Annotated in this window: 19 protein-coding genes; 2 read left to right on the forward strand and 17 right to left on the reverse strand. The window is 67.9% G+C overall.

From position 1 onward, the window contains the following. Positions 1 to 15 precede the first annotated feature (15 nt). From OG429_RS13455 to OG429_RS13515, 13 genes are all read right to left on the reverse strand, one after another. On the reverse strand, positions 16 to 2,952 hold the full coding sequence (locus tag OG429_RS13455) for a hypothetical protein (RefSeq protein ID WP_328925560.1): 2,937 nt from the start codon (positions 2,950 to 2,952) through the stop codon (positions 16 to 18). Beyond that, positions 2,949 to 4,055, reverse strand: coding sequence for a hypothetical protein (locus tag OG429_RS13460; RefSeq protein ID WP_328925561.1), 1,107 nt, complete (start codon positions 4,053 to 4,055; stop codon positions 2,949 to 2,951). Before OG429_RS13460 ends, OG429_RS13455 begins: the two co-directional genes overlap by 4 nt. Beyond that, positions 4,052 to 4,978, reverse strand: coding sequence for a hypothetical protein (locus OG429_RS13465; RefSeq protein ID WP_328925562.1), 927 nt, complete (start codon positions 4,976 to 4,978; stop codon positions 4,052 to 4,054). The genes OG429_RS13460 and OG429_RS13465 overlap by 4 nt, the downstream gene beginning before the upstream one ends. Positions 4,979 to 4,990: 12 nt before the next feature. Continuing rightward, positions 4,991 to 5,881, reverse strand: a complete 891-nt coding sequence (locus OG429_RS13470; protein ID WP_328925563.1) for a phage distal tail protein — start codon at positions 5,879 to 5,881, stop codon at positions 4,991 to 4,993. Further along, the gene (locus tag OG429_RS13475) at positions 5,878 to 10,698 is read right to left on the reverse strand and encodes a phage tail tape measure protein (protein WP_328925564.1); all 4,821 of its coding nucleotides are present in this window, start codon (positions 10,696 to 10,698) and stop codon (positions 5,878 to 5,880) included. Before OG429_RS13475 ends, OG429_RS13470 begins: the two co-directional genes overlap by 4 nt. Then, on the reverse strand, positions 10,695 to 11,006 hold the full coding sequence (locus OG429_RS13480) for a hypothetical protein (protein ID WP_327413859.1): 312 nt from the start codon (positions 11,004 to 11,006) through the stop codon (positions 10,695 to 10,697). Before OG429_RS13480 ends, OG429_RS13475 begins: the two co-directional genes overlap by 4 nt. A 26-nt stretch (positions 11,007 to 11,032) precedes the next feature. Then, positions 11,033 to 11,635, reverse strand: coding sequence for a hypothetical protein (locus tag OG429_RS13485; protein ID WP_328925565.1), 603 nt, complete (start codon positions 11,633 to 11,635; stop codon positions 11,033 to 11,035). A 12-nt stretch (positions 11,636 to 11,647) separates the two neighbouring features. Beyond that, entirely contained in the window at positions 11,648 to 12,139 is a 492-nt protein-coding gene (locus OG429_RS13490) for a phage tail tube protein (RefSeq protein WP_443051254.1), read from the reverse strand. A gap of 148 nt (positions 12,140 to 12,287) precedes the next feature. Then, a complete protein-coding gene (locus OG429_RS13495; protein WP_328925567.1) occupies positions 12,288 to 12,728 on the reverse strand; it encodes a hypothetical protein in 441 nt (146 codons plus the stop codon). Positions 12,729 to 12,797: 69 nt separating this feature from the next. Further along, the gene (locus OG429_RS13500) at positions 12,798 to 13,229 is read right to left on the reverse strand and encodes an HK97 gp10 family phage protein (protein WP_328925568.1); all 432 of its coding nucleotides are present in this window, start codon (positions 13,227 to 13,229) and stop codon (positions 12,798 to 12,800) included. After that, a complete protein-coding gene (locus OG429_RS13505) occupies positions 13,213 to 13,620 on the reverse strand; it encodes a hypothetical protein (RefSeq protein ID WP_327413864.1) in 408 nt (135 codons plus the stop codon). The genes OG429_RS13500 and OG429_RS13505 overlap by 17 nt, the downstream gene beginning before the upstream one ends. Positions 13,621 to 13,661: 41 nt before the next feature. Further along, positions 13,662 to 14,084, reverse strand: coding sequence for a DUF6093 family protein (locus OG429_RS13510; RefSeq protein ID WP_328925569.1), 423 nt, complete (start codon positions 14,082 to 14,084; stop codon positions 13,662 to 13,664). Beyond that, the gene (locus OG429_RS13515; protein ID WP_328925570.1) at positions 14,081 to 14,518 is read right to left on the reverse strand and encodes a DUF6093 family protein; all 438 of its coding nucleotides are present in this window, start codon (positions 14,516 to 14,518) and stop codon (positions 14,081 to 14,083) included. The genes OG429_RS13510 and OG429_RS13515 overlap by 4 nt, the downstream gene beginning before the upstream one ends. Positions 14,519 to 14,729: 211 nt before the next feature. Between OG429_RS13515 and OG429_RS13520 the strand changes: the two genes are divergently transcribed. Next, positions 14,730 to 15,005, forward strand: coding sequence for a hypothetical protein (locus OG429_RS13520; protein ID WP_328925571.1), 276 nt, complete (start codon positions 14,730 to 14,732; stop codon positions 15,003 to 15,005). Positions 15,006 to 15,117: 112 nt separating this feature from the next. Here OG429_RS13520 and OG429_RS13525 read toward each other — a convergent pair whose 3' ends face one another. The 3 genes from OG429_RS13525 to OG429_RS13535 all read right to left on the reverse strand — a co-directional run bounded on the left by OG429_RS13525 (position 15,118) and on the right by OG429_RS13535 (position 18,905). After that, on the reverse strand, positions 15,118 to 16,227 hold the full coding sequence (locus OG429_RS13525; protein ID WP_328925572.1) for a glycosyltransferase family 4 protein: 1,110 nt from the start codon (positions 16,225 to 16,227) through the stop codon (positions 15,118 to 15,120). An 80-nt stretch (positions 16,228 to 16,307) separates the two neighbouring features. Then, entirely contained in the window at positions 16,308 to 17,603 is a 1,296-nt protein-coding gene (locus OG429_RS13530; protein WP_328925573.1) for a hypothetical protein, read from the reverse strand. Positions 17,604 to 17,648: 45 nt separating this feature from the next. Beyond that, positions 17,649 to 18,905, reverse strand: coding sequence for a nucleotide sugar dehydrogenase (locus OG429_RS13535; protein WP_328925574.1), 1,257 nt, complete (start codon positions 18,903 to 18,905; stop codon positions 17,649 to 17,651). Positions 18,906 to 18,971: 66 nt separating this feature from the next. Between OG429_RS13535 and OG429_RS13540 the strand changes: the two genes are divergently transcribed. Next, positions 18,972 to 19,745 carry a glycosyltransferase family 2 protein gene (locus tag OG429_RS13540; protein ID WP_328925575.1) on the forward strand — a complete coding sequence of 258 codons (774 nt, stop codon included), beginning with the start codon at positions 18,972 to 18,974 and terminating at the stop codon, positions 19,743 to 19,745. 127 nt (positions 19,746 to 19,872) lie between these two features. Here the strand turns inward: OG429_RS13540 and OG429_RS13545 are convergent, their stop codons facing one another. Next, entirely contained in the window at positions 19,873 to 20,769 is an 897-nt protein-coding gene (locus tag OG429_RS13545) for a TauD/TfdA family dioxygenase (protein WP_328925576.1), read from the reverse strand. Positions 20,770 to 20,928 lie beyond the last annotated feature (159 nt).

A 20,928-nucleotide genomic window follows, 5' to 3' on the forward strand; every position in this document is an offset into this window, starting at 1 on the left:
CGCGATCACGCCGATTCACTTCACGTACGTGACCTTGAGCTGCGGCGGGTGCTCTTCCCCCACGCCCTCGGCACGCCCGTAGTAGTCCAGGGAGGTGCTGTTGGGGTCGAGTGCCACTCCCCTCCAGCTGGTCGAGTCGAAGATCGAGGTGATGTCGATCCACTTGCCGACGTTTCTGCCCCAGTCGATCGTCCGCGAGTCACCGTCGCAGCTGAAGGTCCCCGGCCTCGACCCGTGACCATGCGCCTTGATCACGGCCTTTCCGCCGGCGTTGTAGTACCAGTGGGCGTAGTACAGGTACAGCTCGACCGACTGAATCGAGGCTCCCTCCAGGTCCGATGCCAAGGACGACGGGAATCCGATCAGGGCAGCCTGCACCCCGTTGTTGCTGGAGTAGTACCCCTGAATGCACTGGGAACCGTAGTACGAGTTGTACGCGCCCCGGTTGGCGTAACTGCCCGACCATGAAGCGGTGTAGGTCCGCTCGTACTGCTGCCTGGGAGGGGTAGTCACGCCACCACCGGTGTTGTAAACGCCCGTGTCAGGGATCGCCGGCCCTATGTCCTCCACGTACATGTGGGCTGGCTGCTCGCTCTTGCCGAACAGCGTCACGGTGGTTCCGCCCGGCGCCCACTGGGCGTGGAAGGTGGACAAAAGCCGATGAAGGCCGCCCCCGAGGCTCGCTCCGGACCTGATCAGCTCGACCCGGACCGACCGCCAGGTCAGGCCATTGATCGGGAACACGCGATTCTGAATGACGGGACTGCTGACGGTGGGAGTGGATGCACCGCCGTCACGGAGGGTTACGTGGACCTCTCCCGTCTCGGCTGACGCGGTCACATAGCAATCCACGACGATGCGGTACATCCGGGTCACGTCTGACTGGAAGGCCAGCTCGACGAACCCCATCTCGGCGGCGCTGCCGGTGACCGCGCTGTACTGGCGACTGATCGCGACCAGACCACGGGGAGACTCCGCGAGGCGCGAGTCGAGTCTGATGCCGCCGACGGTGAGCCCGCCGGCGACGGACACGTCGTTGAAGCCCGCGTTACCCTTTTCGTCGATCGTCGCGACCGCGCCGCCGTTGGTACCCGACAGCGTGAGGAAGTTGGCCCTGCCTGTGACCAGGCTGACGCGCTCGTCGCCTCCCTCATCGAAGAGGACGAGGCCAGCCGGGGAGATCTCGGCTCGGGTTCCGCTCGGCTGGGAGCCGATCACGATGCGGCAGGTCGAGTTGTCGAAGAGGACCGACCCGGCCTTGCCGTCGTCGGCGGCCAGCTTGATCCGCCCCAGCACGGTCTGAGCGGGAGCGGCCGTCTCCGGTGCTCCGGACATCGTCTTCCAGCCGGACCCCGCCGCGGCGCTGCCGCTGGTGATCCGACTGTAAGCAAGGACAGCTCCAGCAGCGTCTTCCCAGCGGACGTAGACGTTCACCCGGGCCCCCACCCAGTCGGTCGAGAGCTGGTAGTCGGCGGAGAGCCAGACACGCTGGCCAGGCATCGCGGGGAACGTACCGAGCGTGATGGTCTTGTCGACCGGCGTCGCCGAGGTGCAGTCCACACGCAGGGCTTTGGGGCTGTCTCTGCCTGGAGCCACCACGGTCCAGTCGGTACCGAGGCGGCCCGTCGTGATGGCGCCCTCGAAGGAGGGGTCAGCGATCAAGTTGCCGTCCACACCAATGGCCAGGTGCGCGGCCGTGAGGGCACCGGCTGCGATGTGACGGGCAACGAGGGTGTTGGTCGCAATCTCGGCCCCGGTGATCGACAGGGCTTTGACTTCGCGCGCGGTGAGCGTCTTAGCTGCCACTTTGGACGCTACGACGGAACCCGCCGCGAGCTCGGGTGTGCCGATGGAGTCGGCCAGGACCATGCCGGCGCCGATGACACTGCGTACCTCGGCGTTGTCGAAGTCCGCAGTCCCGGCGGTCGCCTCGTGGTTCTTGATCCAGACAGCCGCCTTGACCGCCCCGGCGGGGGCCTGCACCTGGCGGTTGGTCCTCGTCCAGGGTCCGCCTGGGGCCGGGGTCACCGCAAGGATGCCGTAGCTCAGCACGGCGCCCTGGGCGTCCTGCCACTCCATGAAGAGCCGGATTGAGTCACCGGCCCAGTCCGCCGACACTCGGTAGTCGACGGCAAGGAAGAAGCGGTCGCCGGGAGAGACGGGTAGCTCCGTGATCATCAGAGCCCTCCCTGTGCTGGGAGGAGGCCCCTTCGGCCCCGCCTGCAGGGCTCGTGCGGAGTTGTTGCCGGTGGTCAGGATCCATCCGGTCTTGCCGGTGAGGTTCTGGTCGGTATACGGCCCGTCGAAGCCCGGGTCGGGCAGGAGATTGCCCGTTCCGATGCCCAGCTGGGTGTGCCCGACGGCACCCACCTGGAGGTGCATCCGCCCCACGGCCTCTTCGGCCAGGGCGGTTTCGTCGATGATCCCGTCGAGGACCTCCTGGGCCACGACGGCAGCCGGGCCCACCGGGCCTGCCTGCGGCGACGGGTCGGAGGCCGTGCCGGATGTAGTGCGCGCCATCAGCCGGAAGTACATCGGGTCGACCGCTGCAACGATGAGCGTGCCGCCCCGCGGGGACTCCATCGTGGCGCGGAGGGTGGACTCCCCGATGATGAAGCCGTCCGTGGCGCCGATGTGAATCTCTACGCGGGCGAAGTCCAGCGGTGCCGCGACCTCCTCGAGGAAGGTCCCGTCCCAGGTGACCGCGACTCCGCCGAGGACGGAGGAGACGTACGGGCGCGACGGCTGGGGCGGCGGAGGTCCGTTGACGGCGACGACGCCGGAGGTGCCGTCTGCCTGCTGGCCGATGACGGCGCGCAGCGAGCCGCTCTCGTCGTAGACCTCGATCGCGGCGTCTTCGATGGAGGAGTGGCCGAGGCGGCTTGACCTCTGGAGGTTGGCGATCTGCCGTTCCAGGGCAGCCAGGCGGCCGCCGATGTCGATGTTGCTCATGAGCTTGCCTCCCCGTAGTGGAAAGAGTCCGCGCGGGCCAGGAGGACGGTGACGGTCTCGCCGTCCGCTCCACCAGTCCGTACGCTCCATCCGACGATCCGCATCCAGCTGGCGAAGTCGATCCAGTCGTTGCTGACCGTCGTGAACACGTCGTCCCCGACCTGGAAACTGCCGAGCGGTGCCGCAGGATGATCAGGGCGGATGCTGATCTGCTCGACGGTGCCACGGAGCTGCCGGCGGGTGCGTTCTGCAGTGGCCCGGCGAGCGAGGACGTCGGTTCCCTTCACGTCCGGCAGGGCGAGAACTGTCTCCATGCGCAGGCGGCCGTCGCGGACCGAGTCGACATGCCGACGTTTAGATCGGCCCTCACCGGCGCCGGTCGCGATGACGGTCTGTGCGAACTCGTCGGCGCTGCGCGGGACGGCTGGGCTGTTCAGGATGTTGACTCCGCTGGTGAAGCTGATGTCCGTACGACGTGTGCCCAGACGCGGGTATCCGAGTCGTAGCCGCCGGCGGATGGTCCCGTCGCTTCCCCACTGGGTGTCGCAGGTGTAGTCCGGGGAGTCCACGGCGGCAACAAGGTCATCCACGGCGTCGCCGAGGACGGGCTCCTCCCACCACGCGGATTTCAGTGGATCGGCGGGTGTGCCGACCTTCGCGGTCGACACGGTGGGGTCGACCGCGACGCCGAGGTCGCCGTCGGGGAGGGACTGCGCGTACGCCCAGATGTCGCGGATCACTTGGCAGGGGTCCGCGTAGACGTACGGGCCTCGTCCGTCGTACTCGCCGTGGATGTCGTGTCGCCGCTGGAGGTAGCTGGACCAGCCGGCGGCTTCGAGGGTAAGCGTGCGGTCTTCCGGCGTGACCTGCCAGAGGACTCCTCCCCACCGCAGGTGGCCCTCCCGCTCCACGTACAGCATCGTGTTGCCTTCGTCCATGATGTCCGGTCGCGTTCGCCCGAACCGCGGGGCGAGCGACGCCGTGAGAGCTCCCGGTCCGTTCAGTTCGGGGCCGTACTCAACATCCGTGAGCGGAAGGTCCGGATGGAGAACTTCGCCGGTGAGTGCGTGCTGTGCGATGTAGCGGTAGCCGGTGCGCGTCACAGCACCCCCTCGACGAACTCCACGTCGAAGACACAGTTCGAGCCGCCGTTGACGTCCAGGACGAAGACGGATCCGGCCATCGGGTTGGTCTGGATGCTGAGGGTCTGGGTGGTACCACGTAGGGCGGGGGTGATCTGCGGGGTGTCGCCGAGCATGATGTTCTCGCGGGACCATCCGGTCACAGCATCGTCGTCCATGGTGATCTCGGCGCCGAAGAGGGATCCGAACTTGTGACGCAGGCGCGTGTACGGGTTGCCGGAGAAGCGCACGCCGAGCTGGGTGACGATGTTTGCCGTGACTGCCCAGGAAGGCACCTCGACCTGGACCCGAGCCTCGGTGGGCCAGTCGCTCCACTTGTCCGGGGTGGCCGGCGACTGGCTGTAGGGGAAGCCTCGGATCATCTGGATGCGGCGCTCCCGGCGAGGGTTTGCGATTCGCCGCAGGTCGGTGATCATCGCGGCGGTGACGGTCCCCGTATTGGCTGGAAGGTTGATGCGAGCAAGCGGGATCGCGGAGAAGCCCGGGGGCGGGGCCGTCGCTGTTACGGAGACGCCGGGGATCACTTCGAAGGCGACGATCTTGTCCCGCGCCGGATTGCGAGTGCCTTCGTACTCCGGGTCGAGTACCCGCATCACGACCATGTCTGTCCGTGGAGTGCCTCCGGTGGGGGCAACCGGAACGGATTCTGTACCGATGTTGTACGCGGTGTAGTGGCCTTGCCACGGCACTGCTCGGCCGCGAATGACGCCGGAGCCGTCGCCGACGAGGACGCCACCAGCCGGGACGGTCAGCGGCGTGACCTTCAGGTCGCTGCCCTCCGTGACGCCCTCGGCTCCTCGGGCAAGGTCGCGGACCATCATGCGGAAGCTCTGGGCGCTGTGGGTGCCGCCGTTGGTGAGAAGGGGGACGGGGGTGAGGGTCACGGAGGCTCCCGATCAGAGCGTGGGCCAGGCCGGCCGCCAGGTGACGGTCAGCTGAGCGCGGTTGGTGGGGTCGACGGCCTGCCAGCGCAGCTCGCTGCGGCCAGGCAAGAGGTTGAAGGTGTCGATTCGTGATCGCGGGGTGAGGTTCACGCTGCCGCCGTTGCGGCGCAGGACGGATCGCCAGGTGGGGCGGGTATCGATCTCGATCCAGTCGCTGGCGTCGATAGTGGTGTTCAGCTGAAGGACGCGGCCGGTCTGCACATGCGTGATGGACGGGTTGGCGCAGGGGCCTGTAATCCGCAGTACGGGCCAGGCCGGGGCTGCGCCCTCGACGTTGATCCACCCTGGTCGGCGATTCGCGTCTGGGCCAGGGTTGACCACGATGGGCGGCACCAGGGGGGCGGTGAAGCCCCCGTCAGCGATCATGCCGAGCGGCAAGGTGACCTGCTGGACGGCGTCGCTGTAGAACTGGGGGTCGGCAGCAAAGAACTCCAGGTCCAGGGGTACCCAGCCATACACCAAGGACGTCAGGTCGGCGTCGAGCCGGCGGAGACGTCCCTTGAGGACGCGAACATCCCGGCCGGGGAGCTTGAGTCGCAGGTCGGTGGTTGCACCTCCGGTCAGGCGCAGGCTGGGATCATCGTGGACCTGCTGAAGTGCAGCGAGCACGTCGAGGGCGGCTGCTTGGTCGCCTGGAGTCTTGATGGCTGCGTCAATGCGGACCGTGCGGCCGGCGTAGTAGTCGGCGCCGAGCCAGACACCGTCGGCGTGCGGCGGGTCCACGTCCCCGGTACGGACCTCGGGACGCCCCAGACCTTCGATCGTGGCGATCACGACCGGGGTTCCGGAGCCGATGGCGACGCCGCCCAGCTCGTGACGGTGATCCTTGAGGTCGGCGTTCATCGGATCCCACCTCGCTTGGCGCGGCGCAGCTGATACCCGACTGCGGCGGAGATTTGCTGCTCGGTCGCCCCGGGGCGGTCGATGCGGATGTTCTGGGTCCCGATCAAGGGGGTCGGGCGTTCGTCACGGAGGACGACGACGGTGCGGCTTTCGGGTCTGGCTTCCACCACCCGAGGCGAGTTCACCCCGGCGCGCCCCAGCTGGTATCCGAACCTGCCAGCCACGTCAGCCAGCACCCGCTGAGCCGGGCCCCGCTTGGAGGCCCCCAGCGGGATGAACGCCTCGCCTTCCGTAGCGGGCTCGGCGAAGCGGACGATGCCGTTGCTCGTGGCGTAGACACCAGGCGTCAGGATGCCGCCGTTCGCGTAGGACAGTCCGCGTTTCGCCCGCGCGAGGTCTTCCAGGAACTTCGCCGCGGTACCGCCCAGGACCTGCTGAATGCGCGCCTGCCCGAGCAGAGCAACCTCGATGATGCGGTCCTCGTCCAGCTTCGTTGTGTCGGCGACGTCGTGAATGCCTGTCCCGCTTGAGCGAATCGCGCCGATGATCTGGATGAGGTCGGTGAGGGCATCACCGGATACGACTTCCTTGGCGCGCTTGCTCACGTCGTTGGCATCCCGCGCCGCCCCCTGAGAACGCGCGGCCTCGGCGGCCACCGTCTCGGCCGCCTTGTCCCCCTGCTCAGCCAAGAGGGTCGCCAGATCCGTGTAGCCCCAGGCGGCGATCTTGGCCAGGTTCGCCTCGAAGGCCTCCTGGTTCTCGATGGCCGCCTTCAGCTGCGTAGTGAAGTCACCCAGGGATGCTCGGGCGACCTTTCCCAGCGCCTGGAGGTCGTCGGTCATGTCCTTGATGTACTTGGAGCTGCCGTTGGCCATCCGCTTGGTCAACTCGACACCGTCTTCGCCCATGTCCTGAAGGGCGTCGGCGACATCCTGGCCGGCGCGTCGTGCCACGGTGGCCAGGTCACGGCGCCAGGCGGCGGCCTTGCTCGCAGCCTTGTCCAGGTTCCTCTCGAACAGGTCCAGGTCGAAGACCTCTTCCTCCTTACCCCCCTTCTTCACCTTGCGCATGGAGTCCGTGCGGATCGAGGACAGGGAGGACAGCTCTGCCGCTCCCGGCCGGTAGGACCATCCGGACAGTCCGCCGTTGGCGTACCAGGAGACCTCTCCGCCGAAGCGCCGGACGACCTCTTCCACGATCGACTTGGATCGGGGGCGCTTCGACTCCGCCAGAGGCACGTACGCCTCGCCGTGGGTCTCTGGTTCGGCCCAGACGCGCCAGGCTCCGGCCGGGGCGATCTGCGCGACGTGCTGCTCTCGGACTCCTCCACTCGCGAAGAAGGACAGCACGCTGCCGTTCGCCTGTGGGGCCTGGATGTAGTCGGAGATGCCGTTGCCGTCCTTGTCGTTCGGCATGGGGGTACGGCGGTACAGGATCGAGATGACGACCGGCGGTGGCTGGTTGGCGGTCACGTTGACCGAGATGCTCTTCGAGCCCGGGATGTTCTGTACGGACATGCTGATGGCGTCCAGCGTCGACTTCACTGCGGCCATGTCCCCGGACAGCAGGGCAGAGGTCAGAGCCTGGGCCGCTGCGGTTCCCTTTGTCGCCGCCGCCGTCTGGATCAGCGTGAGGGCGCCATTCCACTCCATATTGGCCTGGCCGCCGGCGGACTGGAATGCCGTGACGACGGCGGAGAGGTCTGGCGCGCTGATGGGCATGTCGGCGCCGAAGATGTTCTGGAGCTGTGTCCGGACCCCTTCGAGGTCACCGCCGAGGAGAGCGGTCTTCATGGCCTCCGCAGCGTCCTTGCCTCCGCGGGCGGCCGTCTCGGCCAGCAGCTTCATGCCCTGCTGCATCGTTGCCCGGGCGTCCTGCGGCAGCTTCTGCGCGGCGCGGCCCATGTCGGCCAGCGCCATGCGCTGCATGACCTGGGAGAGCTGCCCGGGGTTGTTGGTGGCGGAGGCGTCCGCCCACGCCTGGGCGATCTCCTTGCCGTAGCGTTCGGCGATCGCCGGGAGCTGCTCCAGGCCGGCCCGGAAGGCCGGTGTGGAGCGGGCCGCGCCTTCCTGGATGATCGCCTCCAGTTCGTCGGCGACCTTCGTACCGCCCTTGCCGAGTTGGCGTACGAGCTCGTCGAGCATCGGTGCCGCGTCGACGCCGAGCTTGGCGAAGTGGTCGACAAGTTCAAGCCGGCCGCTGGCGGCCAGAGTGCCGAGGTTCTTCTGCCAGTCCCTCTGCGCGGTCAGCTGCTTGCGGAGCTGCTCCATGTAGTCGGCCAGGCTCGCCTTTGCCGAGTCGGCTGACCGCCCTGCCTTGCGGTTGGCCTCTGCGACCTCGTCCTGAGCCGCCTTCCACGCCTTGGCCGGATCGACGATGTCGGCCAAGGCCTTGCCCATGGCCTGCATCTCTTCGCTGAACTTGGGTGCACCGTTCTTGTCGACCGGTAGCGTTGCCGTCAGGTCCCACATGCCGGCGAGTTCGACACGGTTGTTCTTGATCTTGGCGTTGACGATGTCCATGTTGGCGGCGAGCGCGGACTCCTTCTTCACCGCGTCGTCCCACATCTTGTGCTGCTTGGTCAGGACGTCCCGGGCGCGGTCAAAGCTCTCGTCGTAGGTGACGGCCTTGCCGACTTCCTTCGCAGACGCGTTCTTCTTCGCGTTCAGCTCATCGAGGAGGTCCTGGTACCGCTTCCCTCCGTTGAGGATCGCGTCGAGAGCCTCCTCCACTTCGACCCCCGCCTTGCGCAGCTTGTCCACGTCGCCACCGCTCGTCAGCTGCTCGGTCAACTTCCGCAGGCCTGCCCCCTGTTCTCCTTCGCTTCTCTCAGCTCGAAGTGCTTCCACGAGTTCCTCCGTTGCAGCCTTCGCCTTCTGCTTGGAAGCCGAGTAGGCGGCGTAGGCGGCAACACCGATCGTCAGGAGCGCAGCCAGACCGGTGACCGCAAGGCCCGCCCCGGAGAGCACCGCTGGCAGTGCCGACCCTCCCGCGCGTGCGGCGGCTACCTGGGTGCGGAACGTGGCAAGCTGCACGCCGGCCTTCTCCACAGCCGCGCGCAGGAGGAGACCCGCCGCGGCGAGGGCGAGGAACCCGCCGATCAGCGATTTCACCGGCCCGGGAAGGTCGTTGATAGCACCGGCAAGGACCTTGAAGTACTCGCCGATGGTCTGAAGGGCAGGAAGGAGGGCCCTGCCGAGGTCGATGCCCAGGGCGGTTGCCTGATTACGGAAGAGCGCCCACTGCCCGCCGGTGGTGTCCAGCTGGATGGCGTACGCCTTCTGTGCGGCGCCCGCCCGTGCCACCTCGATCGCGATGCCCTTGTAGGTGTCGGCGTAGTTCTTCCCGTCCGCGGCGGACAGCGCCAGCATCGCCCTCGTCGCCCGGATGTCCTTGAACATGTTGGCGATGGCGTCAGCGGAGCCGCCGGTGACCTCCCGGAGCTTGTTGACGACGACGTAGAGCCCGTCCTGGGCAATGGCGGACGCCACGGACTCGTACCCGAGGTCCTTGATGGCGTCGCGCATCTCTCGGGTGGGCTTCACCATCCGCGTCATCATCATGTTGAGCGCGGTGGCGGCCTCGGCCGCGGGGATGCCTGCCAGGGTGATCGCGGCCAGGGCCGAGCTGAGGTCGTCGAACTCGACGCCTGCTGCAGCCGCCATCGGCACGACGTCGCCGAGCTGCTGGGCGAGCTCCTCGAAGGAGACGACGCCCAGGTTGACGGTCTGGAACATCGTGTCCATCACGTCCGTGGCGGCGGACGCGGGCAGCCCGTACGCCTTCAGCACCCCGAGGAGTGCGCGGGCGGAGGTCTCCGTGGTGGTCAGGCCGGCGGACGCGCCCTGGGCGGAGACGTGGAGGATGGACATGGCTTCGGCACCGTCGAAGCCGGTGGACACGATCTGGTAGAGGCCCTCGGCAAGCTGCTCTGCTGTCTGGGGGAGCTCCGTGGACAGGCGGACGATCTCGTCGGTGAAGGCCTGGACGTTCTTCGCCGTGATCTCCTGGGAGATCGTCATGACGTTCGCCATGGCCTTTTCGAGCTGGATCGCGTTGGCGACGCCCACACCCAGTGCGGCGCCGATGATGAGCCCGCCCTGGGCGAAGGCTGTGGCCCGGGCTGCCGAGGCGGCGGCTACTCCCCTCTCGGCGTCCGCTATCTGGCGTGCGGAGGCTTGCGCGGTGCGTGCTGCGGCGCGCTGGGCATCATCCCGGGCGGTGACCGCAGTGCGGGCGCGGTTCTCCGCATCCGCGAGACCCGTGGAGGCGCGCTGGGCGAGGCCGCTGGCGCGGGTGGCGGCGAGAGTCGCGGCGGCGGCTCGGCTCTGCGCGGCGGTGTGGGCCTGTGCGGCGCGGTCGGCTGCGACCTGGGCGGCCTGCGCCGTGCGTGCGGCGGCCGCCGCACCGCTACCGGCGGCGGCCTGCGCACGTGCCGCCATGGTTTGGGCGAGCGCCTGAGCTCGTGCGGCGCGCTCGCCGGCGAGGGTGGCGGCCGTGTGCGCCTCTTGTGCCCTGGTCGCAAGGGACAAGGAGAGGGACTGCGCGCGGTGTGCCCGGGATACGACCTGCTGTGCGGCAGCTGCTCGCTCTGCTGCCTGGGTGGCGCGGGCCTGCGAGCGAAGCGTTTCTGCGGAGGCAGCAGCCTGCGCGCGGGCGAGGGCTTCGGTCGCGGCACGTACCGATCCCAGGCGTGTGCCGACTCCGGCCAGCCCGCCGTCGAAGCTCCTCAGCTGCCCGGCGGCGCCTCGGAGCCCGGTGGTCAGGCCGCCAGTGTTGGCCATGAGGTTGACGTAGAGGTTGTAGGCGCCGCTCACGGCGTCACGTCCTTCCGGGGCCGCAGCCCGATCTTCATCCCCCGGCCCTCGGCCCCATCGGGGACCTGCTCGCGCTCCATCTCGATCAGCTCGCAGCCCGGACAGCGGTAGGGCTCGGGGACGTACGCGAACCGGTCGCCGCCCACTCGCTCGTCCCACTCGGCGGAGCGTGTGCCGCAGCCGTCGCATGACGCCTGGGTGTAGGCGAGGTAGGCGAGCGCCTTCGCCCGGTCCAGCGCCGACCAGCGGCCGTCTCCAGCTCCCGAGAAGTGGCTGTGCGGGATTCCGTAGGAGGCGCACAGCTGCATCTCAGCCCGGAAGGCCGGGTCTTGGATCAGCCTTTTCCCAGGTCGGCGCGCAGGGTCTGGTTGACGACCAGGGCGGTGGTGAACAGCGCCTTGGCGTCCGCGTCCGCCCAGGCGTCGAGGAGCTCCTGGGCGTCGGTCTCGCTCATGCTCGGTACCTCGGTGCCGGTGTCGTCGCGTTCGAGGTGGCACGCGGCGATCAGGGCGGCGGGGAACGTCTCGACGTTGTACTCCATGCCGATATCAGCCTGGGCTTCCGTGGGCGGGTGATCCCGCAGCAGCTGCTCCCACGCCGGACGCGGCAGAGCTCGGAAGGTCAGCCGTAGCGTTGCGGCGTCGAGTTCCCGTTGGGCGTCGTCAAGCTCGCCCTCGGCTGCGAGCACCTCGGGCTGCTGAGCCACCCACTCGGCACGGGCCGCCTCCGAGATGCCCTGTTCGATTGAGGCGGACCCGGCTTCGGTGCGGGCACGTGCGAGGCGGAGGGCGGCTTCGGTGACGGCTGCCTTGAGCGTCGGGTCGTCGCAGATCGACAGGGTTCGCTCGGCCAGGCGGCGTGCGCGCAGGCGCTCCATCTTCGCTGCCCAGTGGGGGTCTCGGGCAACCGCGGCGGGGGGCGGAGTGTGCGTGGACATGCGGCTTCCCCCTTACGCCTTCGCCGGGATCGCGGCGTCGAGTGTGGGCCGTGCCGTGATGCCGAAGCTGACCTTGAACTTGGCGGGCTCGGCGCCGGCGGTGTACGTGGCGGACCGGCTGCCCACACGCACCGGGAAGACATCCATCGACTTGGACTGCGCGATGTCCCCCTTGCGGAGGATCACCACGTACCCCTCGCTGCCCTTGGACAGGAGGGTCTCCAGGGTGTCGTCGACCTTGTCCTCGTACAGGGTGAAGGAGCTGTTGTCCGCCTTGTCCTCACCGGGAATGGACGTCGTGAACTCCGAGGCCATGTCCGGCGTTTCGATGGGAACGTTCTCCAGGGACCAACCCTCGATGTCCGAGATGGCCTCGGCGAGGTCGGTGGCGTTGGCGCCGGTCAACTCCGGCCGGGTCGGGATGTTCGAGGCTGCGGCAATCGCCTTCAGGAAGTAGAACTGCGTCGTTCCACGCCGCATGAATCGCTGCTGGGTGGTACCCACTGATTCTCGCTCTCCGGGGACACCCCTGGAGCGGCACGCACCGGAGGCCCGTCCCCACGACGCCGCGCACAGCGCGACAGGGGAATCAGCCCGTACCGGAATCGGCCGGACGTCCGCGAGGGGGCCTCCGCGGTGAGGGCGGTGCTGTTCAGGAGAGCGACGTCACCTCAACCACATACCGCTGCACGTAACTGTATATGCCGCCGGCGACAGCGACGCCCTCCTCCTTGTCCAGTCCACGGCGGAGCACAGCGCATCCCGGGATGGTGATGTCGGTGGTGTAGGAGCCGCTGCCGCTGCTCTTTCGCCCGAGCATGGCGGTCCGGACACGGTCGGCCATCCATTCGGCTTGCTCAGCTGTCGTGGCCACGCTCGTGACTTGCAGCAGGGCGCGGGCGTCGCCGTCGGCTTGGCCGTACGGCGGCCCGTCGGTTGTCAGACCGAGGGGGTAGAGAACCGCGTACGGGACTTGGGCACCGGTGGGCGTGCTGGACGCCGTTGGCGCGGTGCCGTACCCGCAGCTCCTGGTCGTGGCGGTCGCCAGCATCTTCTGTACGGCGAGGGAGACCTCGCGGCCGGAGACGGGCACTGCTCCTCCTATCTGGCTGCGGAACCTGGCCGCAGGCGTGGTCCGTTAGGCGACTGCACTTCGGGCCGGTCAGTCACTGATTGAGTCGCCGAGGGCGGCGAGAAAGATGGGCCGTATCTCTTCGATCGCGGGCCCGACGTGTGGCAGCGGAGCCTGGTTGTAGATCCGGCCGAGGCTGTCCGATCCGACGAAGCCGTACTCCAAGCGCCGGGCTTGGGGCTTGTTCGTGCCGACGGTGGCGGTCACCGTGACGCCGTCTGTCGAGACCTCGTGGGTCCAGCTGCGCCGGTAGTCGCCGGTGGGTGCGTTGGGCCCCGGCCGTCCGGAGGCCCGTGCCTTGATGCGGGTCTCCAGGAGCATGGCGTGGTGCTGGACGACCGAGAGCGTTTCCGGCAAAGTCCGGACCGCCCGGGCGTCCAGGAGCGCCGCGATCTGAGCGGCGTTCGTGTAGACGCCTGCGGCGCCGTGGGCGTTCGGGTGGGGGTTAGACGCGGAGGGCATCGGGCTCCTCCTCCTCGCCTCGGGCCCACTGCCGAAGCTGTTCGACGATGGCTGCTGTGAACCCGTGCCGCCCGCCGGCCAAGTCCAATCGGTGCATGGCGGCCTGTTCCAGGAGCGGGATGTCGATCGCCGCGAGGAAGCGTTCGGCCGCCTCGCCGGGTTCGTGGGGGATGCCGACTGCGACCTGGGCGAGACCGTTGTACTCGGTGACAGGACGCCCGGGCGCGAACTGGAGCACCAGTTGAGCTGGTTGCCCAGCTACGTGGTGCAGGCTGTAGCCGTGGACGAGGCTGGAGATGTCCACCCCGTCGAGGGCGACTGCCCCTCCGCCGGCGTGGGAGGTGATTCGGACGTGGTGAGGATCTGTGAGCGGACTGTTCGCGATCTCCATGATTCGAGCGTATGCGCGATCTCGGGCGGCCCGGATTCGCTCTAGGGCGGGGTGACTTCGTCGAGGCGAGTCACTCGGACCAGCTCAACGGTCGATGCCTCTGACGGGTCGAGGACCTGCCAGACCCGGCCGAGCGTCGCGGGGCTTCCGGATCTCGCGGCGATGACCTGTACCCGGTCGTACCGGCCTGGGAGCGGAGCTCCCAGTGGTGTGAGCAGTCGGTACCAGGAGACCGTGTCGTCCAGCCACTGCCGTCCGACGATTCCCTCTGCTGTCACCTGCCCATGCCCGGACAGGACGGCACCGGGGCCCTCGTAGACGTGCTCTACCGGCACCTCGCCCACGAGGCCGGTGGCCGGGTCAAGCGGAGCGGTCCCGGTTGGCCGGGTGATGCGGACCGTGTCGACCAGAAGGGCGGCTTCAAGGTGGCGGCGCACCTCTTCCGGGTCGATGCCTGTCGTCACGGCGTTCCACCTGTTCGCTGCGTGTCCTGGTCGACCCATGTCGTGCGGACCACGCTGAGGGTGGCGGTCTCACCTATGTCCAGCACGCGCCAGGTGCGGCCGATCGCTGACGGGTCGGCCGCCTGCATGACGCGAACGGTGTCTTCTCTGGAGGCGACAGGCGCATCGAGGGGCGTCAGGAGTCTGTACCGGGAGCGTGTGTCGTCCACGTACGCCTGCCCCGCCAGGTGAAGAACCACGGAAGGCCCGTCAGCGGGAAAGAGCGCACCAGGCCCTTCGTAGACCACGACCGGAGGCCCTGGTTCGTATTGACCGGTGTCCGGGTTGAACACCGGTTCACCCTTGCGCTCGATCCTGACCCTGCTGGTGAGGATCTTCTTCTCGACGATCGCGCTGACGCCCCCCAGAGTCAGCCCCTCAGTGGGAGTGCTCATGCCCTGAGGGTATGCCGATCCACTGACACAGTCGGCCACGCCCCGTCTGATACACCTCCTGGTCTGGATGAGTCGGGGTAAGGGGTTATGGCGTGTTCGATGGGTCACCCGTCGCACCGGACAGCCCCCAACCCGGGGGGGGACCAACAGGGTCAAGACGCAGCCGAGCAGCACAGACGTGACTCGCAACCGATCCATTCGTTGACCGGGCATGACCATCTTTGGCAAAGCGCATCTTGCGGGGGGTGTGCTCCTCGCGGCCGCACTCGTCGGCGGCATCGCCGCATCTGCTCAGGCGCAACCCACACCTGGCAACCAGGGCGTCGGCAGCACCCTCGACGGCGGCGACTCCAACCAGGGCTACTCCACCACCTACTTCCCCGGCAGCTTCTACCACCCCGGCGGCTACTACGGGGGCCGAAACTACTTCCGCGGCTACTACGACGCCCGCTACTACCACCTCTTCTACGGTGGCGGCCGCCTGTAGCCCTGCGGATCTGTTGCTATCCGCTACTGAGCACTGCACGACCAAGGCTCCACCTGGCTTCCGTCCAAGTGGAGCTTCCTGTCGTCTGGCTGCATGACCCACCGGACAGTCTCTAGGGGGTAACGCGCAGCGTCAGTTCGCGAAGCCGGCGGCCGGTGGTGATGATGTCGTATCGGCGCGCGTTGTTGAGAGCCGCCTTGGTGAGGGCCTTGCGGTGGTGGTGGTCCCGGCCCATCTCGTCCAGGGCGTCGGCCAGCGAGCGCGGATCGCCGGGGATATAGGGAACGCCGGTGCTGCCGAGGATTTCCCTCACGCCGGGAAGGTCGGAGTAGGCCACGGGAAGGCCGTGGGCTTGGGCCTCGATCACGACGAGTCCAAAGGCTTCCATGCCTCTGGTCGTGAAGACGAAGGCATCGAAGTTCGGAAGGCGGCGCCACAGTTCGGCGCGGGGAAGGAACGGGTCGAAATGGACCCGTTCCTGTAGCCCGAGTTCGTTGGCCCGCTGTTCCAGGTGTTCTCGTCGAATTCCGTGGCCGATGATGGTCAGGTGGTGCGGCTGATGGGTCAGGGCGAGGGCTTCGACGGCGGTGATCGTGGATTTGTTGTCGTCCAGGCGGCCGGCGTGCACCAGGGAGAGAGGGCCGCTGCCGGTTGGCGGCCGGTCGCGTAACCGGGCGTGCCTCAGATGGATCCCCCACGGGATGACGGTGAGACGGTCGGTGAATCGCTGTCCGGTGAGACGGTCGATGCGGTCCGCGAAGGCGAAGGTCGGGGCCACGATCGCGGCGCTCGCCGCAGCGACTTCGTTCAGGCCTTCGCGCTCCCGGGCGCTGTGCTCGGCCGCCATGATGTCGGGGCCGTGGGCGATGGCGATGATCGGGATGTTTCCGGCGGTTCGGGCGAAGGCCTGGCTGAGAGCGAATCCGAGGTACTGGGCGTGAATGGCGTGCGGCTGGATCGTCTCGATGAGCGCACCGACCTCACGCGTCAGTTCGTCGAGGTAGGGGTCGAAGCCCGGGCCGTGTGGGCGCTTCGTCGTGGACAGGGTGATCAGCTGACCGAACGCGGTCTGCCAGACCTGATCGACCGGTTCCCTGCCGAGGAAGGTCGTGTGGGTCTCGGGCATCGCGCCGTAGAGATCATTGACGAGGATCATGCTGCCGGAAGAAGGCGCCGAGGTGCGATTGATGCCAGTCAGGATGTTCAGGAACTTGGCGGCCATGCGGAACCCCGATCATCGAAAGAACCGGTGGGTTGAAATTGGAGATCGCGCCTCGACGACTCGTGCATCAGGGGTGCGTTCTACGTCTCGCGCCGGCGGGGAGGTGCCCACCACGACGCCAGGTGCGGCGTGACAACGGCCACGACCTCCTCGACCGGATGTAAATAGCCCTTACCGTCCTGTTCTGCCGCCCACATCCTGACTGACGCTCGGGGATAGACGGGACTTATTCCAATCTCGCCCTTGGGGAGGATTCCGTTGAATGGCGTGGCTATTCCCTCACTGTTCCAGTAGTCCCACGCCTCAAGAGCCTTGGATTTCTCGAAGCAGTGGTACAACTCCCGATAGCGGCCCATGTACCGGGTCTCGCGGAAGACCATCTGGCCGAGCAGTCCCGGCGCGGTCTTCTGGATCGTGCTGAGGTCAGCGCCCTGGAAGGTGACCGATGCCGCGTCCTGGGACGGGTGCAGCGCAGTCCGGGCGAGCAGGTGGGACAGCCGTCGGCGGACGTACTCGGCAACTCCCGGGCCGAGAGCGGGTTCTATGCCCTCGATGAGCTGGACGAGCCGGTGATGGCGCGGCTTGAAACGGGCCAGGTCGAACAGTTGGTCCATGCCGTCCACGGCTGCGAAGGCGAGCCGTTTGTAGAGCAGGTTGTTCAGCTCGCCCGCCTGAGCGTAGGTCTTGGTCTCCGGGGTGGTGGAGTGGAGCATCAGGTATTCGGACAGCACCTCGAAGTACAGGTATCCGAGGAACGGCACGGCACGTACGGCGTCGGCCAGCTGGTTGATGAAGTCGGGTGCCGGCGTGGCGTGGCCGGTGGCGTTGCGCAGGGCGAGGTCGAGGAACACGGCCGCGGCGTGCAGGCCGGCCAGGACGGCGCGGTCGAGCTGGTCGGTCTCGGCCGGGGTGAGGAAGCTCTGGTAGCGGAGGTAGGTGCGCAGGTGGATGGCGCCGAGATGCAGGTAGTCGACGCCCTTGGGCGGGATCGGGGCATCCGGGGTGACTTCGAGGATCACGGGCGTGGTGTCGGGTTTCGTCGCCATCAGGTAGGCGCCGAGGTTGTGGGGGCGCAGTCCCTCGCGTTGGCTGGCGAGGGGCGAGCAGTACAGGGCGCCGACCAGGCATCCGCTGGAGACGTGCACCTGCCCGCTGGTGCGGATGGCGTCGATGCCCCGGGTGGTGTGCAGCAGGTACATCGGCCTGCCGCTGAGGAGGGCCTCGGTCATGGCGCTGTTCCGGATCAGCCAGCCGTTGGGGGTCGAGTGTTCCAGGTGGTCGCGCCAGTCGCCCTCGCTGTCGGCCAGCGAGGCAGGGCTGCGACGCTGCGCGGGCACGGTGTAGTCCGTGTGCGCGTGCTCCCATTCGTCGCGCAAGAGAACTCCTGGGGATGGAGGAACAGAGCCGGTCAGGGGCGAGGGTTAGAGGACTTCGACGTTCGCTCCGGACATGCGGTTGCGGCAGTCGAGAACCCAGGCCGCGTGCTGCTGGATCATCGGGAGGTCGAATCGTGCGTGGTCCATGAGGAGCACCACGGCGTCGGCGGCCGCGACCTCCTCCGGCGAAGCGTCCACCCGCCGAACGGTCACCTCGGCGCTGGCGCCGTCCGGGATGTTGGGTTCGGCGCCGCGGACGTCGGCGCCGAGGCCGGTCAGAAGCTCGGCGACACGTGCCGACGGCGAGTTGCGCAGGTCGGTGGCGTTGATCTTGTAGGTCAGGCCGAGCAGCAGAATCCGGGCCCTACTGACGGGGATGCCGCGCCTGTCGAGGGCGTCCACGACGCGCTGGACGACGTAGTCAGGCATGTGCCGGTTCACGTCGTCGGCGAGTTCCACGAACCGGAAGGGTTCGCCGAGCTCCTGCTGGATCTTCCACGCGAGGAACAGCGGGTCGACGGGCAGGCAGTGCCCGCCGACTCCCGGCCCCGGGGTAAACCGGGTGAAGCCGAAGGGCTTGGTGCCGGCGGCGTCGATCGCCTCCCAGATGTTCACGCCGAGACGGTCAGTCAGCGTCGCCAGCTCATTGATCATGGAGATGTTGACGAGCCGGAACGTGTTCTCGATCAGCTTGGCCAGCTCGGCGACTTTGGGCCCGGACACCGGCACCGTGGTGTGAAAGATGCCGTCGTAGAACTCCTTGATCACTTCGAGTGATGCGGCGTCGATTCCGGACACCAGTTTCGGTGTCCCCTCGAACGACCACCGCTTGTTGCCCGGCGCGATGCGTTCGGGACTGAATCCGACATGGAAGTCCACCCCGCCCTTGAGACCCGAGGTCTCCTCCAGGATCGGCAGCAGCACCTCCTCGGTGGTGCCGGGATACGTCGTGGACTCCAGGATCACTGTCGCGCCGGGGCAGAGGTGCGCGCCCAGGGTCCGGCCGCAGGTCTCGACGTAGGTCAGGTCGGGTACGCCGTCCCGCAGCGGGGTCGGCACCGTGATCACCGCGAGGTCGTAGCCAGCCAGCGCGCCGGAGTCGGCGGTCGCGGAGTACGCGCCGGTGTCCAGCACCGCGCGGAGCCGCGACGAGGCGACGTCCTCCACGTACGAATCGCCGGCGGCGAGCTGCTGGACGCGGTGCGGATCCACGTCGTAGCCGACGACACGGTGAGCTACCTCGGCGGCACGTACGGCCAGCGGAAGCCCTACGTAGCCCTGACCAGCGACAACTATCTGCATGGCAGCTCCTTCTCGATTGCGGTGCTTGAATGGACCGTCGTTCCTGGTCTGGCAAGGAGAATCGCTGTGCCCTTGGTGTCTGTCGTGATGCCCGTGTACAACTCGGCAGCGACGTTGAGCGCAGCGGTCCGGTCGGTGCTCACGCAGACCCACAGCGACCTGGAGCTGCTGATCACCGACGATCAGTCCTCCGACGGCTCCATGGACCTGCTCCGCGAAGTCGCCAAGGAGGACGAGCGCGTCCTGCCGGAATCGGCACCCGAACAGGGCGGCGCGGGCCGAGCCCGCAACCTCGCGATGCAGCGGGCCCGCGGGGATTACATCGCCTTCCTCGACAGCGACGACATGTGGCTCCCGGAGAAGACCGAAAGGCAGCTCCGCTTCGCCGCGGAGGGCGCAGCGCCTTTGACCTTCACCTCGTACTTCAAGATGGACGCCGACTACGACGGCGAGAGCACCGACTGGGTCCCGAACGGCCGAGTGGTCCGCGCGCGGAAGCATGTGGACTACCGCGCGATGCTGTTCCAGGACCACATCGGTGCCCTCACCGCCATGTACGACCGCAACGTCCTGGGCACGAGGCTGATGCCGGAAATGCGCAAGAGGCAGGATTACGCCCTCTGGCTGTCGATCATGCGGGACGGCTTCGACGCCCGGGGCCTGGCCGAGCCCCTCGCGGTGTACCGAGCCCACCAGGCGGGATCGCTGTCCTCCAACAAGCTCTCGCTCGTGCAGTACAACTGGGCCCTCTACCGCCAGCACGAGCATCTGTCCGTCCCGCGGGCGACGCAGGCACTGGTTGGCGCTGCCTGGCAGTCGATGCGCAACTCGCGTATCTAGATCCGGCGGGAGCCCGGGGAGCCCGGCGCGCGACAATTCCCCGGCCCGTCCCCGCCCCGTGAACCTGCCGCAGGCTCGACGGCAGGACTCGGGGCGAAGATCGGAAGCTCGCAGTGCCGTCGGCCGATTACGCGGCCGGGCCTGCGACGGCGGGCGCGCGCAGGAACAGCTGGAGCAGCAGCCGCCTGTCTGTGGCCCCGATGGTCTCCTGGCCGTCCTGGAGCGCCTCCCGGCCGTGCAGGAAGCGGCGCTGATTCACGATGAGGTAGTCCCCGGATTCGAGCATGAAGGCGACCTGCCCCCGGACGAGCTCCTCGGCGAGCTGCCTGGCGGCGTCGGCGTGCGCCTGGCCGAGCTGCGACCGCTCCAGCATCTTGGCGGTGAACCGGACGAATCCGTTGGAGCCGTCCAGGACGGGGAACTGCGCGTACTCCTCGCCGACGCCGTGCAGGTCGAAGAAGGTCCCGTAGTGGTAGGCCGCCTCGGCCAAGAGCGCGCGGCAGTCCTCCGACAGCCGCGACACGGCCGCGTGGCCGTCGGAGAGGATGCTGGGACCGCCGCCGAGCGGGTCGCGGCGGACGCACAGGAGCGTGGTGTAGTCAGGGGGCAGGGTCCCGTTCACCAGGTCCATGTGGAACGCGTTGTATCCGATGCCGCTCGACTTCCCGGGATCCTTGTCGATCTTGACTCCGATGTCCTTCCACAGGGGCCAGCGCGGGAAGGGTGAGAAGGGGACGGCCACCTCGGCTGCTAAGGCCGTCGCCAGCCGCAGGAACCGCTGGTCGTCAGCCCCACCCAGAGCCTTGGCGAGACTCCCCAGGCGCAGCACGGCGTATCCGCCGCCCTCCCCAGTCAGCGCGCGGCGCAGCGCCGTGGCGGTCTCCTCGAACCGCGGGACGGCCGTCAGCCCGGCCCGGTACCGCTCCCTGGTGGACTTCGCCAGGAACGGGACGTCCAGCTCCCAGGGCGGGAGAGGAAGGTTGATCAGGGCGCCTTCGAGCTCGCTTGGGAGGTCGATGATCACGGGGAACTTCCTATCTCTTGGGGTCTCGGAGTGTCGTTCGGGTGCTGCTGCCCGGACGGGCATGTCCTTCCTCACTGGCACGGTGCTGTGCAGGTCAAAGGCCGGTGCCAGGGTCGCCTCAGGCGCGATCCGGTGCCGGGGGCAGTAAGGGATGAAGGC

The organism is Streptomyces sp. NBC_00190, from assembly GCF_036203305.1.
Taxonomy (GTDB): Bacteria; Actinomycetota; Actinomycetes; order Streptomycetales; family Streptomycetaceae; genus Streptomyces.

Excerpts from the sequence above, each read along its gene's own strand:
- OG429_RS13455 (WP_328925560.1), bottom strand. The coding sequence starts at position 2,952 with ATGAGCAACATCGACATCGGCGGCCGCCTGGCTGCCCTGGAACGGCAG.
- OG429_RS13515 (WP_328925570.1), bottom strand. The coding sequence starts at position 14,518 with ATGAGCACTCCCACTGAGGGGCTGACTCTGGGGGGCGTCAGCGCGATC.
- OG429_RS13480 (WP_327413859.1), bottom strand. The coding sequence starts at position 11,006 with ATGCAGCTGTGCGCCTCCTACGGAATCCCGCACAGCCACTTCTCGGGA.
- OG429_RS13470 (WP_328925563.1), bottom strand. The coding sequence starts at position 5,881 with ATGAACGCCGACCTCAAGGATCACCGTCACGAGCTGGGCGGCGTCGCC.
- OG429_RS13505 (WP_327413864.1), bottom strand. The coding sequence starts at position 13,620 with ATGGAGATCGCGAACAGTCCGCTCACAGATCCTCACCACGTCCGAATC.
- OG429_RS13500 (WP_328925568.1), bottom strand. The coding sequence starts at position 13,229 with ATGCCCTCCGCGTCTAACCCCCACCCGAACGCCCACGGCGCCGCAGGC.
- OG429_RS13535 (WP_328925574.1), bottom strand. The coding sequence starts at position 18,905 with ATGCAGATAGTTGTCGCTGGTCAGGGCTACGTAGGGCTTCCGCTGGCC.
- OG429_RS13525 (WP_328925572.1), bottom strand. The coding sequence starts at position 16,227 with ATGGCCGCCAAGTTCCTGAACATCCTGACTGGCATCAATCGCACCTCG.
- OG429_RS13520 (WP_328925571.1), top strand. The coding sequence starts at position 14,730 with ATGACCATCTTTGGCAAAGCGCATCTTGCGGGGGGTGTGCTCCTCGCG.
- OG429_RS13485 (WP_328925565.1), bottom strand. The coding sequence starts at position 11,635 with ATGTCCACGCACACTCCGCCCCCCGCCGCGGTTGCCCGAGACCCCCAC.